This window comes from Streptomyces sp. NBC_00019 (assembly GCF_045041015.1).
Lineage (GTDB): Bacteria > Actinomycetota > Actinomycetes > Streptomycetales > Streptomycetaceae > Streptomyces.
This window is the reverse complement of the sequence record NZ_CP108302.1, coordinates 8,003,058-8,016,795: the sequence shown is the minus strand read 5'-3', so window position 1 is coordinate 8,016,795 and position 13,738 is coordinate 8,003,058. Positions and strand designations below refer to the sequence as shown.

11 protein-coding genes are annotated in these 13,738 nt (G+C 70.8%); 3 read left to right on the top strand and 8 right to left on the bottom strand.

All coding sequences use genetic code 11. The annotated features are described in order from the left end of the window. Positions 1 to 133: 133 nt before the first annotated feature. Positions 134 to 1,042 (top strand): hypothetical protein, encoded by a 909-nt coding sequence (locus OHU89_RS37545; protein WP_405649395.1) that lies wholly within the window; start codon positions 134 to 136, stop codon positions 1,040 to 1,042. Here the strand turns inward: OHU89_RS37545 and cyc2 are convergent. Beyond that, on the bottom strand, positions 958 to 3,120 hold the full coding sequence (gene cyc2, locus OHU89_RS37540; RefSeq protein WP_405649394.1) for a germacradienol/geosmin synthase Cyc2: 2,163 nt from the start codon (positions 3,118 to 3,120) through the stop codon (positions 958 to 960). The two genes, OHU89_RS37545 and cyc2, sit on opposite strands and share 85 nt — an antisense overlap. A 168-nt stretch (positions 3,121 to 3,288) precedes the next feature. Here cyc2 and OHU89_RS37535 point away from each other — a divergent pair, with 168 nt between their 5' ends. Next, entirely contained in the window at positions 3,289 to 4,524 is a 1,236-nt protein-coding gene (locus tag OHU89_RS37535; RefSeq protein WP_405649393.1) for an endonuclease/exonuclease/phosphatase family protein, read from the top strand. A 28-nt stretch (positions 4,525 to 4,552) separates the two neighbouring features. On the opposite strand, the gene OHU89_RS37530 is transcribed toward OHU89_RS37535, so the two are convergent. From OHU89_RS37530 to OHU89_RS37515, 4 genes are read right to left on the bottom strand one after another with little or no spacing between them, the layout of a single operon-like run. Next, positions 4,553 to 5,302, bottom strand: coding sequence for an ABC transporter ATP-binding protein (locus OHU89_RS37530; protein WP_405649392.1), 750 nt, complete (start codon positions 5,300 to 5,302; stop codon positions 4,553 to 4,555). A gap of 47 nt (positions 5,303 to 5,349) precedes the next feature. Then, positions 5,350 to 6,426, bottom strand: coding sequence for an ABC transporter permease (locus OHU89_RS37525; protein WP_405649391.1), 1,077 nt, complete (start codon positions 6,424 to 6,426; stop codon positions 5,350 to 5,352). Continuing rightward, entirely contained in the window at positions 6,423 to 7,217 is a 795-nt protein-coding gene (locus OHU89_RS37520) for an ABC transporter permease (protein ID WP_405649389.1), read from the bottom strand. The genes OHU89_RS37525 and OHU89_RS37520 overlap by 4 nt, the downstream gene beginning before the upstream one ends. After that, on the bottom strand, positions 7,214 to 8,188 hold the full coding sequence (locus OHU89_RS37515) for an ABC transporter substrate-binding protein (RefSeq protein WP_405649388.1): 975 nt from the start codon (positions 8,186 to 8,188) through the stop codon (positions 7,214 to 7,216). The genes OHU89_RS37520 and OHU89_RS37515 overlap by 4 nt, the downstream gene beginning before the upstream one ends. A gap of 124 nt (positions 8,189 to 8,312) precedes the next feature. Here OHU89_RS37515 and OHU89_RS37510 point away from each other — a divergent pair, with 124 nt between their 5' ends. Then, positions 8,313 to 9,608, top strand: a complete 1,296-nt coding sequence (locus OHU89_RS37510; protein ID WP_405649387.1) for a cytochrome P450 — start codon at positions 8,313 to 8,315, stop codon at positions 9,606 to 9,608. Positions 9,609 to 9,611: 3 nt separating this feature from the next. Here the strand turns inward: OHU89_RS37510 and OHU89_RS37505 are convergent, their stop codons facing one another. From OHU89_RS37505 to OHU89_RS37495, 3 genes are all read right to left on the bottom strand, one after another. After that, positions 9,612 to 10,778, bottom strand: a complete 1,167-nt coding sequence (locus OHU89_RS37505) for a damage-control phosphatase ARMT1 family protein (protein WP_405649386.1) — start codon at positions 10,776 to 10,778, stop codon at positions 9,612 to 9,614. A gap of 22 nt (positions 10,779 to 10,800) precedes the next feature. Next, positions 10,801 to 11,448 carry a ScbR family autoregulator-binding transcription factor gene (locus tag OHU89_RS37500; protein WP_405649385.1) on the bottom strand — a complete coding sequence of 216 codons (648 nt, stop codon included), beginning with the start codon at positions 11,446 to 11,448 and terminating at the stop codon, positions 10,801 to 10,803. A gap of 290 nt (positions 11,449 to 11,738) precedes the next feature. Continuing rightward, complete coding sequence (locus OHU89_RS37495) at positions 11,739 to 13,541, bottom strand: S8 family peptidase (protein ID WP_405649384.1); 1,803 nt, start codon at positions 13,539 to 13,541, stop codon at positions 11,739 to 11,741. Between the last annotated feature and the right edge of the window lie 197 nt (positions 13,542 to 13,738).

Here is a 13,738-nt window from a genome sequence, read left to right as displayed (position 1 = left end):
ATTCCCTCACCCCGGAAGACTCCTGGCGCATCGCCGAAGTTCCCTGAATATCCCGTTCCGCACGAGAAGGTCCGAAAACCGCGCATGGGTGCGCGAACTCCCGTTGACAGTGGCGGCTGTTACGTTCAGTGACATGACTGATCACGCTCTCCGGCTCCTGCGCGAGAACCCCCGGCTGGCCGCGCTGGCCGAGTTCCCGTTCGACTTCTCCCTCGACCGGGCGGAGTACGGCCATGGGGAGCCGGTCCGCCTCGTCTCCGGCGGCTCCCTTGAGGTCGTGGCCGGGGACGCCGGGGGCGGTACGTACTTCGTGTGCGAGGACGGCTCGGTGCTGTACGCCGACTCCGAGGGCTCGGCCGGGCTCGTCGGCTCCGGCTTCGACGAGGCGTTCGAGATCCTGATCGGCCTGGGAGGTGAGGACGATCGGGACGAGGAAGAGGAGGAGTACTACGGCTATGAGGCCGCGCGGGCCGAACTGCGGGTCGCGCTGGGCTTTCCGGAGCGCTCCCGCGAGGAGCTCGAAGCGCTGCTGGACGCCGCGCAGGCGCGTACCTGGCCCGACTTCCTGCTCCTCAACGCCGAGGAGGGGTGTGCCTACGAGCTCATCGGCCCGCCCCCGCCCCCGCTGTGGGAGCGCGTGCCGGTGCCCGGCGGCTTCGAGGGCGACCCCGCCTCGGAGCCGCTGTACACCTGGACGGACCTGGCCCTGGCCCAGGGCCGCACCAACCTCGCCCGTGCGGCTCATCCAGCGGTTCGACGCGATCTACCTGGACCAGGGCCTGCTGCGGCGGGCGGACGACCCCACCCGCCTGGACACGGCCGAACTGACGCTGCTCGCGGACAACTTGGAGCGTGTCGGCGAGCCGCTCCCGGCGGAGCGCGCCCGGCGTCTGCACGCGGCGCTGCGGGAGACGCCGGACGGCTCCGGGACGCCGTGACGGAGCCCGGAGCGTCAGGTCAGCCGACGAGCGGCAGTGTCAGGGCCGGGGGCCGGTCCGGCAGGAAGCCGTGGGAGCGGCGGGACAGGTACGCGGCCTTGTAGCGGTCGACGGTGCGGTGCCAGTGCAGGATGCCCGCCATCCAGTTCTCGAGGTCGACGACGTAGTTGCCCATGATCTCGCGCGCCTCGTCCGAGAGGTCGAAGTCGTCGTAGACGATGGGCAGTTCATGCGCGGCGACGTGCTGGAACTGCTGCATGCGCTGGGTCATCAGGTCGTGGACGACGTCGAGCGCGGTCGGGTAGTCGATGCCGAAGAAGTTCTGCACGACGAGGATCGCGTTGTGGACCTCGCCCTCGTACTCGATCTCCTTCTGGTACGAGAAGACGTCGTTGATGAGCATGCCGTAGTCGATGGCCGCGTTCTCCAGCGAGCGGACCGGGCCGCTGCGGTAGACCTCCGGCGGGACGGCGGGGCCGTGGCCCATCCGGCACAGGCTCATCGTGAGGTCGGAGCCGAAGGTGGCCCGGCGCATCTCCAGGTAGTCGACCGGGTCGGGGATCCGGTTCTGGACCTGGTTGGAGAGCTCCCAGACCCAGCTCTCGGTCATCACGTTCACGGAGTCCTTGAAGGAGCGGCGCTGGTCCGGCGTCATCTCCGCCGTCGTGCGCGGCCACAGGTCGATCAGGCCGCGCTCCATGCCGTTCAGGGGCGCCGGGACCTGTTCGCCCGCCACGGGCATGCAGTCCGACAGACGCTGGGTGATCAGCCGGGCGGCAGCGAGGTCGCGGCGGTGGCCGAAGACCAGCGGGTAGTAGTCGTCGCCGTACGTTCCCCAGGCGAGCCACTGCGCGCTGAGGTCGAGGGCCTCGGATGTCGCGTCCGGGTCGAGTCCCGCCGAGCACAGCGGCAGGTCGGCCGCGGCCAGCCTGTCCTCGTCCCAGACGCCCTCCTGGAGCATGCCCATCCGGTGCATCCACTCGGTGAGCCGGGGGCGGGCGGCGGGCAGATGCGGGCTGAGCTCGACCTCGAAGGGCATGTAGAAGTCGGGGAACCGGGATGGACCGACCTTCTGGTACGGCACGTGCGTGTACGCGCGCAGCCGTTCCGCACCGGCCGAGGCGAGCAGGGCGCCGATGTCGGCTGCGGAGGTGCCCGGGCCGGTGAGCCCGTGCCAGGGCGAGGTGGAGGTGGCGCCCTCGTTCATGTAGCGACTGGAGCGCAGGTGCCACTCGTGGCCGCCGGACTGCCAGTCCTGAAGTCCCTTGGTGTAGGCGGCGACCGCGGCGATGTCGCCCGGGGCGAGACCTTTCTCCAGGGCGACCGCGGGCACCTCGGTGAGGGCGGTGTGCTCGAACTGGTGGAGCCGGGAGGTGAGGATGTCGTTGACGGTGTCGGCGGCCTGCTGGGTGGTGCAGCCGAAGAAGGTCTCCAGGACCAGCACGCCGTTGCTGTTCTCGCCCTCGTCCTCGACCTCCCGCTGGTAGGAGAAGAGGTCGTTGCGCAGGTGGACGGCGTCGGAGAACGTCTCCATCAGGACCCTCAGCGGCCTGGACCCCGCGACGGCCACGGGTACTTCGGCGGTCGCGAACTCGACGAGCCCCGCCGACCAGGGGGCGCCGCCCACCTTGCGGCGCATCTCGATGTACTCGACGGGGTTGGCGATACGCCCCTCGTTGATGTTGGACAGTTCCCACAGGGACTCGTTGAGGAGATGCTCGGTGGCGACGGCGAAGCGGCGGCGCCAGTCGGCCGACATGGCGGGCACGGTCCGCGTCCACAGGTCGGCGAGGCCCGCCTCGACGGGGTTCTCCGGCTCGGGCATCGGGGTGGCGAGGTCCATCGGCATGAACAGCGGTAGCCGGTCGAGGTAGGCCTTGCCGCCGGCGCGGTCCTGGGTCCGTTTGAAGATCTCCAGGAAGTGGTCGTCGAAGAAGAAGACCCACACGTACCAGTCGGTGATCAGCGACAGGGCGGGGCCGTCGCAGTCGGGGTGGGTGTAGGCGCAGAGCAGACCGTAGTCATGGGCGTCGAGGTCGGACTGCTCCCAGACCCCGGATCCCTCCAGCATGCCCATGTCGCGTGCCCACCGGCTCGAGTGGGCGCGTGCCTCCTCGACGTGCGGGTTCAGCCGCGCGGGATACGGCATGTAGAAGTGCGGGAGTTCGAAGGGCTGCGTCATGGGCGGGGCCTTACCCAGGCCCTTCCGGGGGCATCCGCGGCACGGCACATGATCACACCATCGCGTGAATCGGGGCTGAACTCGGGAGTTCTCGACGGGACTTGTGGCGTTCATCTCTACGCGCGCAGACTTCACCCGCTCACGTGCCCCCTCCTCACCGGAGTCCCGATGAACCACGATCACAGAGCCTTCTCCCGCCGGACCGCGCTCGCCGCCGTCGCCGGCGCGGCACTCGCCGGGTCCACCCCCGTCCCCGCGTCGGCGACCGGCCGCCGGACCGTCCGCTTCGCCACGTTCAACGCGTCCCTGAACCGCGGCACCCAGGGCGCGCTCGTCACCGACCTGTCCACCCCGGACAACGTCCAGGCGCGCAACGCCGCGGAGACGATCCAGCGGGTCGACCCGGACGTGCTGCTGATCAACGAGTTCGACTACGACGACGCCGGTGCGGCGGCCCGGCTGTTCCTGCGGAACTACCTCGCCGTCGGCCAGAGCGGGGCGGCCCCGATCCGCTTCCCGTACCGGTTCACCGGGCCCGTCAACACGGGCGTCGCCTCCGGCGCGGACCTCGACGGGCGCAACGGCGCGGTCACCACGCCGGGTTCGGACGCGTACGGTCAGGACGCCTTCGGGTACGGCTGGTTCCCGGGGCAGTACGGCATGCTCGTGCTCTCCAAGTACCCGATCGACGCCCGCGCGGTGCGCACCTTCCAGCACTTCCTGTGGAAGGACATGCCGGGTCATGTGATGCCGCCGGGCTACTACAGCGACGAGGCCCGCGCGATCCTCCGGCTGTCCTCCAAGAGCCACTGGGACGTGCCGGTGCGCGTCGGACACTCCACCGTGCACTTCCTGGTCTCCCATCCGACACCCCCCACCTTCGACGGCCCCGAGGACCGCAACGGCCGGCGCAACCACGACGAGATCCGTCTGTGGGCCGACTACATCTCCGGGCCCCGCCGCAGCTCCTACCTGTACGACGACAAGGGGCGGCGCGGTGGTCTGCGGCCGGGATCGCGGTTCGTGATCGCGGGTGACCTCAACGCGGACCCGTACGACGGGGACAGTTACGACCACGCCGTAGGGCAGTTGCTGGAGCACCCGGCGATCCGGCTGCCCGCCGCACCGCCGGCCAGTGCGGGAGGGGTGGAGGCGGCGCGGTTGCAGGGCGGTGCCAACGCCTCGCACATCGGGAACCCGGCGTACGACACGTCCGACTTCAACGACAACGCGCCCGGGAATCTGCGGGTCGACCACGTCCTGCCGTCCAAGGGCCTCGAGCCGTGGGGGAACGGGGTGTTCTGGCCGACGTCGGGCGATCCGCTGTACCGGCTGGTCGGAGGCGGGACGAAGGTGCCGACCTCGGACCACCGGCTGGTATGGCAGGACGTGCGGGTCGTCTGACCGGGCAGCCGGGCCCCCCGCCGCCCCGCTAGGTGCCCCGTACCGCCCGCCCCACGTCCGCTCTGAGCGCCACGAACTCCGGGAGTCCCCGGGTCCCGATCTGCTCCCGCTTGCCCGGCAGTTCGACGGGCAGGTCGAGGACGATGTGGGAGCCGGGGCCCGGAGAGAGGACGACGACGCGGTCGCCGACGTAGACGCTCTCGTCGATGTCATGGGTGACGAACACGATGGTCGTGCCGTCGGTGCGGTGCACCTCCAGGAGGAGGTCCTCCAGGTCCTCGCGGGTCTGGGCGTCCAGGGAGCCGAAGGGTTCGTCCATGAGCAGCAGAGATGGGCGGCAGACCAGGGCGCGGGCGATGGCGACGCGCTGCTGCATGCCGCCGGAGAGCTGCCAGGGATGGCGTCCGGCGGCGCCGTCGAGGCCGACGCGTTCCAGGATGCCTTCGGCCTCGGCGCGTCGCTCGGCCCGGCCGAGGCCGCGGCGGCGCAGTGGGAGGGCGACGTTGTCGCGGACGGTGAGCCAGGGGTAGAGGGAGCGGCCGTAGTCCTGGAAGACGACCGCGAGCCGGTCGGGTACGCCGGTGACGGGGGTGCCGTCGACGGTGATCTCGCCCTCACGGGCGGGCAGCAGTCCGGCGACGGTGCGCAGGAGGGTGGACTTGCCGCAGCCGGAGGGGCCGACCACGCACAGGAGTTGGCCGTCGGGGACGGTGAGGGTGAGGTCGGTGAGGACCGGGTGGTCGCCGTAGTACTGGCCGACCGCGTCGAGGCGGAGCATGGGCGTGTGTCACCTGGCCCGGGGGTCGTGGGGTGGCTCGGTACGGGTCATGCGGTGGTCCTCCCGCTGCCGACGAGGCGCTTCTCGACCGCCAGCAGGCCGGTGTTGAGCAGGTAGCCGAGGGCGCCGAGCAGGACCAGGGCCGCCCATACGGTGAGCAGGTCGGAGCGGGTCTGGGCGTCGGTGAGGGTGAAGCCGATGCCGTTGGCGGTGCCCGGGAGCAGTTCCGAGAAGACCATGAGGATGAGGGAGAGCGAAAGGCTCAGCCTGAGGCCCGCGAAGATGCGGGGCAGCGCGGAGGGGAGGATGAGGAAGCAGAGCCGTTCGACGGGGTTCAGACGGAGCACGGCGGCGACGTCGAGGCGCAGTGGGTCGGTGTTGCGGGCGCCTTCGGCGGTGTTGATGAGGACCGGCCAGACGGCGCTGAAGGCGATCGACGCGATCTGCATCGGCGTACCGAAGTCGAGGACCACGACGAAGACCGGGACCAGTGCGGGTGGCGGGACGGCGCGTGCGAACTGCAGGACGGGGTTGCACAGGGCGTATGCGCGCCGCGAGCGGCCGACCGCGACGCCGAGCGCGATCCCGGCGACGGCGGCGAGCCCGAACCCTGCGCCCATCCGGCCGAGGCTGGGCAGGAGGTCGGCGACGGCGGCCTCGGAGAGGAACACATGGCGGGCGGGGCCGGAGAACCACAGCTCGTGGACGTGGCGTGCGATACGGCCGGGGGGCGGGAAGTAGACGCTGCCGTGCGCCCGGGCGGCCACCTCCCAGAGGGCCACGGCGACGGCGAGGACGAGCCAGCGCAGGAAGGCGTGACGGAGGCCGGTCGGGGGGCGCCTGCGCCGCGCCGCCTTCGGGGACCGGGCGTCGGCCGTCCCGTGCCGCCGGCTCCGGCGGGTGGAGCCTGGCACTGGCCGTGCCGACCCGGGCGGCCCGCCGGGTCGTGCGGCTCCGCCGGGGGACACCGATCCACCGTCCGTGGGGCAGCCCTCGTCCGCCGGCCCGCCCCCGCTCTGGCCCGACGATGCGGCGCGCGGGGGACCGAGCCCGGCCGCGCCCGCGGCACGTACGCCCTCCCCCGCGCCCTCCTGCCCGTCGCCCGTCTCCCGGCAACCGCTCATCCCGTCACCCCGGCCCCCCGGTGCGCCGGCGTCCACGGGAACAGCTTGCGCTCTCCCCACACCAGCACCCCGTTGATGACGAGCCCGAGTGTCCCGGCCCAGACCACGCCCGCGAGGACGTCCCGCGTGCCGTCGGTGGCGAGGCTTGCCTGGGCGATGTAGATACCGAGGCCCTCGCCGAACCCGGCGAGGATCTCCGTGGCGACGGCGAGGATGAGGGCGACGGCGGCCGAGATGCGGATGCCGGCGGCGATGAAGGGGGCCGTGCCGGGCAGTTCGACGCGCAGGAGTACCGACAGCCGGCCGAAGCCGAAGGCCCGCAGGGTGTCCTTGGCGAGGGGGTCGGTCTCGCCGAGGCCGTAGACGGTGTTGAAGAGGATCGGCCACACGGAGGCGTAGGTGACGAGCGCGACCTTGGTCTCGGTGCCCGAGCCGAGCAGCAGGGAGACCAGCGGGATCAGTGCCACGGACGGCAGCGGCCGCAGGAACTCCACGATCGCGCGTACGGCGGCGTCGACGACCGGCACGCTGCCGAAGAGCAGGCCGAGCGGGACGGCGATGGCGCAGGCCAGTCCGAGGCCGAGCGCCCAGGCGCACAGCGTGGCGCCGACCCCGTCCAGGAACACGCTGTCGCCCGCCAACTCCACGGCCCGGGCGAGGACTTCGGAGGCGGGCGGGAAGTAGCTGCGCCGGACGATCCCGGCCCGGCTCACCGCCTCGCACACGCCGAAGGCGAGCAGTACGCCGAGGGCGCCCAGCCACCACTCCCGCAGCCGCCCCGTCCGCTTCACCGCACCAGCAACGTCGCCGGATCGATCGGCTTGCTCAACATCCCCTGCTTCTTCATGAGTTCGGTGAGCCGGGCGATCTGCGCCGCGTCCATGGTCGCCGGGAAGACCGGCAGGTCGATCGACTCCGCCTGTTTCCCGGTCACCTTGGTGTAGGTCGGCAGCACCTTGCGCACGGCCTCGGGGTCCGCCTCGGCGATCTTCACGGCCGCCTTGAGGGCCCGCTGGAACGCGGCCAGCGAATCGGCGTTGTCGGAGGCGTACTTCTCGGTGGTGAGGTATCCGCTGAGCGGGATGGACTCGACGGGCGCGGACGCCCCGTCCACGAGGACCCGCGCTCCCAACTCCTCCTGGATGGCGCTGTCGTAGGGCTCGACGGCGTGCACGGCGTCGACCTGCCCCTTGTCCAGGGCGGCACCCATCTGCGGGAAGGGGATCTGCCGGTAGACGGGCTTACCGGGGGCGCCCTGTTCCGCGAGGATCTCGTTGAAGGTCAGCGACTGGACGTTGTTGAGAACGTTGACGGCGAGCTTGCGGCCCGTGAGGTCGGCGACGGACTTGATGTCGGAGTCCTTCGGCACCAGCACGTCCATCATCTTCGGCGCGGCCCTGATCGACTCGGCGACGATACGGATGTCGAGAGTGCCCTTGTCGTGGGCCTGGAAGTAGGTGACGTAGTTCGCGCTCGCGACCATGTCGATCTGCCCCTTGGACAGGGCCGGCAGCGCCTGGAGGCTCTGCTGGATCTGCTGGACGCGGACGTCCAGGCCCTCCTTCTCGAACAGGCCCCGTTCCTGCGCGATGTAGAGCATGGCGCAGTCGACCAGGGGCAGCGCGGCCACGGTGACCGTCCGCCGGTCGCCGTCCGAGGACGCGGAGTCGTTGTCGTCGCCGCAGGCCGTGAGCGCGAGCGCGAGGGCGATCGCGGCGGCCGCCGCCTTTCCTCTTCCCGAACACGATGGACGTGACGCCATCCGCGCATGATGACGCTCCGTTTGGCATGATAACTACACACAAGCAAGCCAACAATCCGCCACCCGCGGGCATGCGCCCGTACGCCGCCTTGCCGCGGGCCTCCTCCCGGGTCACCGTGGTCGCATGACCCCTACCCTGGCCGGGCTCGACGTGTTCGATCCACGACGGTACGCCGCCGGTGTGCCGTACGGCGCCTATCGCGTGCTGCGCGACCGCCACCCCGTGGTGCGGCAGGACGAGCCCGAGGTGCTGGGGTGGCCGGCCGGGCCCGGGTTCTGGGCGGTGACGCGACATGCGGATGTCGTCAGGGTGCTCAGGGACTCGGCGACGTACTCGTCGTCCCTCGGTGCGACCCAGATCCGCGATCCCGACCCGGAGGATCTCCCGTTCATCCGGCGCATGATGCTCAATCAGGACCCGCCACAGCACGGGAGGTTGCGAAGGCTGGTCAGCCGGGCGTTCACGCCCGGGCGCATCGGCCGGTTCACACAGGTCGCCGAGGAGCGGGCCCGGACGTTGTTCGCCCACGCCCTTCGGACCGCCCGCGACGGGGACGGCACCGTCGACCTCGTCGCCACGGTGACCGACGACTACGCCCTGCTCAACCTGGCCGATCTGCTCGGCGTCCCGGAGACGGAGCGCGGACTGCTGCTGCACTGGACGCAGCGGGTCATCGGCTACCAGGACCCCGACGAGGCCGGCGCCCCGGCGCTGGACGCGGCGGACAAGCCGGTGAACCCCCGGTCGCCCGCGATGCTCAAGGACATGTTCGCCTACGCCCGCCGACTCGCCGCGTACAAGCGGCGCTACCCCGCCGACGACGTAATGACCACACTCGCCCTCCCCCAGTTCTCGACTTCGCTCGAGCCGGGCGGTACCCCCATCTCCGAACTCGCCGACGCCGAGCTACAGATGTTCTTCTTCCTGCTCACCGTCGCCGGCAACGACACCGTCCGCAGCGCGGCTCCCGGCGGACTGCTCACCCTGGCCGAGCACCCGGAGTCGTACGAACGACTGCGCTCCGGCAGCCATGAACTCGCCACCGCCGTCGACGAGTTGCTGCGCTGGCACCCACCCGTGCTCACCTTCCGCCGAACCGCCGTGCACGACACCGAGCTCGCCGGGCAGCGGATCCGCGCGGGCGAGAAGGTGGTGGTCTTCCACGCCTCCGCCAACCGTGACGAGCGGGTCTTCCAGGCCCCGGACCGGCTGGATCTGTCGCGTACGCCCAATCCGCACGTGTCCTTCGGGGACGGGCCGCACGTCTGCCTCGGCGCGCACTTCGCCCGGCTGCAGTTGCGGGTGCTCTATGCGGAGGCGCTGCGGGTACTGCCGGTCCTGCGGACGGCGGGACCGCCCAGGCGGCTGGTGTCCAACTTCATCAACGGACTCAAATCGCTGCCGATACAGGCCGGTTGAGCGCTAGGGGCGTACCTGGATCAGCGCGTGCGTACCGCCGGTCCGCCATCGCTGACCCTCCGCCGCCACCAGCGCGGCCTCCGTCGCCGGGGCGAGGCCGGTGATCACGTCGGACTTCAGGGTGCGCAGAGCGGCCACCGGGCTCGGGAAGCAGGCCGTCACGTCGGCGAAGGAGGTCGTGGGCGGCCACATCCGATCGCCCACCAGGCGACGGTAGTTGAGGTCGCCCTTGACGACGGTCAGCGCGGCTCCGGTGAACTCGGCCCGGAGATCGTCCGGCATCTCCTGGTACGGCAGCGGGGCACAGGAGAAGGGGTGGGCGCGCACGGCGAGGCTGCCGTCGGCCATCGCCGACCACAGACGGCGCCCGTGATCGGCAGCCGCGCCCGGCGCCCGGGTCAGCCGGCGCACGGCGTCGACCACATCGGCGGTCGTGGCGTCGGAGACGTAGTACGGATACGACTTGACGTGCAGGATCGCCCGACGGACGCGTCCCTGGGCGAGGAGATGGGCGATCAGGAGCAGGTCCGGGACCAGTTCGCGGCCCGCGTTGTCGGCGACGAGACAGAGGGTGTCCGCGCCGTCGAGAAGCGACCAGAGGGCGGTGCTGTCGTCGGCGACCAGCCCCGGGACGGCGTTCCGGCCCTCGGCGTCGGCGTCGGACAGGCGGAAGCCGAGGTCCGCGCGGTTGCCCCACAGGGAGCCGTGCAGCAGGGCCGCGGCCTGTTCGTCGACGGGCCGGCCGTCGAGGGCGTCGAGCGCGGCCAGTTCCTCGTCGGTCTCCGGGGCGTCGAGCTCGGCGAGCTTGAAGGGGCGGAAGGGGTCGATGCCCTGCCAGGGGCCGGAGCCGAAGTAGCCCACGGCCTCCAGGAGTTGGCGGTAGAACCAGCTCTCCGACCAGAGCCACGGCACATCGAACCAGGAGCGGCCGGTGTACTCGTCCGCTCCCCAGGCCGCCCATGCGGCGCGGTCCGACGCGGTGGCGGGGAGCGGTTCGACGACGCCCTTGGTGCAGTTCTCCAGCAGCGCGTCGAGGGCGCGATGCTGCTCGGGGCCGTAGGGGAAGGCATCCCGCACCTGCCGGATGATCGCGGGATGCCGCTCGGCGAGCACGCTGTGCGGGAACGAGCCGGGTTCGGCGGCGAGGATCACGGGCGGGGTGTCGGACATGGGCGCCACGGTACCGCGCGGATCACGCGGCTCTGAGCTCCCGCTCCAGGTGGGTGACGAGGCTCAGATAGCGGGCGCGGCGGGGCACCGGCACCATGCCGCGGATGAGGATGTGCCACAGCCCGGCCAGCCGGCGGGGGTGGCGGGTGACGGGTTCGAGGGAGTGGCCCACGACCCGGGTGCCGACCAGGGACGCGACGAGGGAGTGCGCGGCGGCGTCGACATCGATGTCCGCATGAAGGTCGGACTCCTTGACCGCGTCGTGGAATCTGCGGGTGGCGAGGCCCAGGCACTGGGCGAAGGGGTGCGGAAGTTCGGGCGGCAGTTTCAGGCCGCCGGTGGCGAGCCGGAGGCCGGCGCTCGGCAACGGCCCCTCCAGGGACAGCCGCGCCATGCCGAACGTGCAGCGGATCAGGGCCTCGAGCGCGGTACAGCCGCGGCTGTCCATCTCCTCCGAGAGCCGGTTCAGGTTTCTGTACTGGATCTCCATGATGGCGTGAGCGAGATCCTGCTTCGCAGCGAAGTGGAAGTAGAGTGCACCCTTCGTGACTTGGGCATGATCGACGATGTCGCTGAGACTCGTCGCCTCGTATCCGCGCCGGTCGAACAGTTCCGCGGCGGCGGCGATGATCGCCGCGCGAGTCTGTTCGGCTCGTAATTGCCTGGCCATAGGCGAGTCTCTCCTGGGGCGAGAGAGCATGCCCTGAAAAGAACAGGACATGCCGTTTGTTTCTTACTCCCTGTACACGATATCTCACCGTCCGACGGCCACCACCGGACACCCGAACTCCGTCCAGTTTCCAGGCCTCCCACAACTTGTAGATCACTTGTGCGCGTACCGCAGGCACCGGCGGGAGAACCCGGGCGGGCGGCACCAAAAAGGCGGGCCGGCCGGTGCCCCATCCGCACCGGCCGGCCCGCCTGCTCAGGGCGCGCTCAGAGAATTCGAGACCCAGAAGCTCAGAAGGTCAGCTTCCAGCTGTTGAGCGTGCCCGTGTCCTGCGCGGCCGTGTCCTGGACGCGCAGCTTCCAGGTGCCGTTGGCCGTCTCGCTCGAAGCGTTGACGGTGTAGGTGGTGTTGACGTTGTCCGCGGAGTCCGAGGAGCTGGCGGCCTTCAGGGTGTACACCGTGCCGTCCGGGGCGACGAGGCTGACCACCAGGTCACCGCGGTAGGTGTGGGTGATGTCCACCGCGACCTGGAGGGCCGAGGGGGCGTTGCCGGTGCGGCCGGTGACCGCGATGGAGGACTCGATCGCCGAGCCGTTGTCCGGAATGGACGCGGCGGTGGTGTTGGAGAACGTCGTCCCCGTGCTCGTACCGCCGCTCACGGCCGCGACCGTCTTCGCCGCGTCCGCGAGACCCGCGCCGCAGCCGCCCGAGCAAGCGCCCGGCAGGGCACGGGCGTTGTTCTTGATGGCGGTCTCGATCTGGGCCGGGGTCAGCGAGGAGTTGGCCGACTTCAGCAGCGCGGCGAGGCCCGCGATGTGCGGGGTGGCCATGCTGGTGCCCTGGTAGTAGGCGTAGCTCTCGGTGGACGCCGTCGTGGCGCCGGAGTTCAGCGTCGACAGGATGCCGTTGGCGGTGCCGGTGCTGGTCTGGCCGCCGGGCGCGGAGATGTCGACCAGGGAACCGTAGTTGGAGTACGACGCCTTGGCACCGGTGCGGCTGGTCGCGGCGACGGATATGACGTTGTTGCAGTTGCCCGGCGAGTGGTTCGCCACGTTGTCGTTGTCGTTGCCCGCGGCGACGGCGACGACGGTGCCGCGGTTCACGGCGGCGGTGATGGCGCTCTGGGTCGCGGTGGTGCAGGCACCGTCGCCGCCGAGGCTCATGTTGATGACCTTGGCGACATTGGTGTTGGCGGGCACGCCGGAGACGGTGCCGCCGGACGCCCAGGTGATGGCGTCGATGATGTCGGAGTCGTAGCCGCCGCACTTGCCGAGGACACGGACCGGGGAGATCTTCGCGCCGTAGGCGATGCCCGCGATGCCCTTGCTGTTGTTGGTGACGGCGGCGATGGTGCCGGCCACGTGCGTGCCGTGCCAGGAGGAGCTGGACGCGGGGATGCCGGAGCCGCACTCGTTGGCCGCGTAGTAGTCACCGGGGTCGGCCGGGTTGCTGTCGCGGCCGTTGCCGTCGACGGAGACCGCGGTGTCGGCGATGAAGTCGTAACCGGCGACGATGTTCGCAGCGAGGTCGGTGTGGGCGACGTAGCCGGTGTCGATGACGGCGACGGTGACGCCGGAGCCGGTGGTGGTGTTCCAGGCGCCGGGGACGTTCATGCCGGCCGTGGACTCGAACAGGTCCCACTGCTTGGCGTACTCGGTGTCGTTCGGGTCGGCCTGCGGTGTGTTCAGGCGGTCCGGTACGACGTAGGCGACCTGCGGGTCGGCCTTGTACTCGGCGACCACGTCGGCGACATCGGTGCGGGTCAGGTCCGCGCCCAGGTCGACGAGGGCGGCACCGGTGCCGAGGCGGCGCTGGAAGTCGACGTCCTCGCCGGCCTCCTTGCCCTTGGCGGCGGCGTCGGCCTCGGCGGCCTTGTTCGACTTGGCCTCGGTGGCACCGGACTTGTAGCCGACGATGAGGCGCTCGGCCGCGATGCCGGGAGCGGCCTCGGTCTGCGCGGTGGGGACCGCGGCGGCCCGCGGCGCGGCGGACTCCTGGGCCACGGCGACGGTGGTGCCGGCCGCCGAGAACAGCGCGGCGGAGACCGCGGCGACGGAGACCAGCTTCCGTCGCAGGGAGGGGGAGGTACGCAAGGGCTTGCCTTTCGTAGCCGTCTCCGGGCAGCGCGGAGCGGCGGTCTGATCGCTTCGTCGATGAAGCGGCGGGGGGTAGATCGAAAAGCGGCGCGGTGGCCGGCCAAGCGCGTGAGCCGAATTATCGAAGGGGTTACCTGTGGTTCGGCTGTGGTCGAACGATAGGCAAAGGGAAGGTCATGTGAATACAGGGGAAA

Bases quoted from the DNA above. Each gene is read 5' to 3' on its own strand.
- OHU89_RS37545 (WP_405649395.1), top strand. From the start codon at position 134: ATGACTGATCACGCTCTCCGGCTCCTGCGCGAGAACCCCCGGCTGGCC.
- cyc2 (WP_405649394.1), bottom strand. From the start codon at position 3,120: ATGACGCAGCCCTTCGAACTCCCGCACTTCTACATGCCGTATCCCGCG.
- OHU89_RS37535 (WP_405649393.1), top strand. From the start codon at position 3,289: ATGAACCACGATCACAGAGCCTTCTCCCGCCGGACCGCGCTCGCCGCC.
- OHU89_RS37530 (WP_405649392.1), bottom strand. From the start codon at position 5,302: ATGCTCCGCCTCGACGCGGTCGGCCAGTACTACGGCGACCACCCGGTC.
- OHU89_RS37525 (WP_405649391.1), bottom strand. From the start codon at position 6,426: ATGAGCGGTTGCCGGGAGACGGGCGACGGGCAGGAGGGCGCGGGGGAG.
- OHU89_RS37515 (WP_405649388.1), bottom strand. From the start codon at position 8,188: ATGGCGTCACGTCCATCGTGTTCGGGAAGAGGAAAGGCGGCGGCCGCC.
- OHU89_RS37510 (WP_405649387.1), top strand. From the start codon at position 8,313: ATGACCCCTACCCTGGCCGGGCTCGACGTGTTCGATCCACGACGGTAC.
- OHU89_RS37505 (WP_405649386.1), bottom strand. From the start codon at position 10,778: ATGTCCGACACCCCGCCCGTGATCCTCGCCGCCGAACCCGGCTCGTTC.
- OHU89_RS37500 (WP_405649385.1), bottom strand. From the start codon at position 11,448: ATGGCCAGGCAATTACGAGCCGAACAGACTCGCGCGGCGATCATCGCC.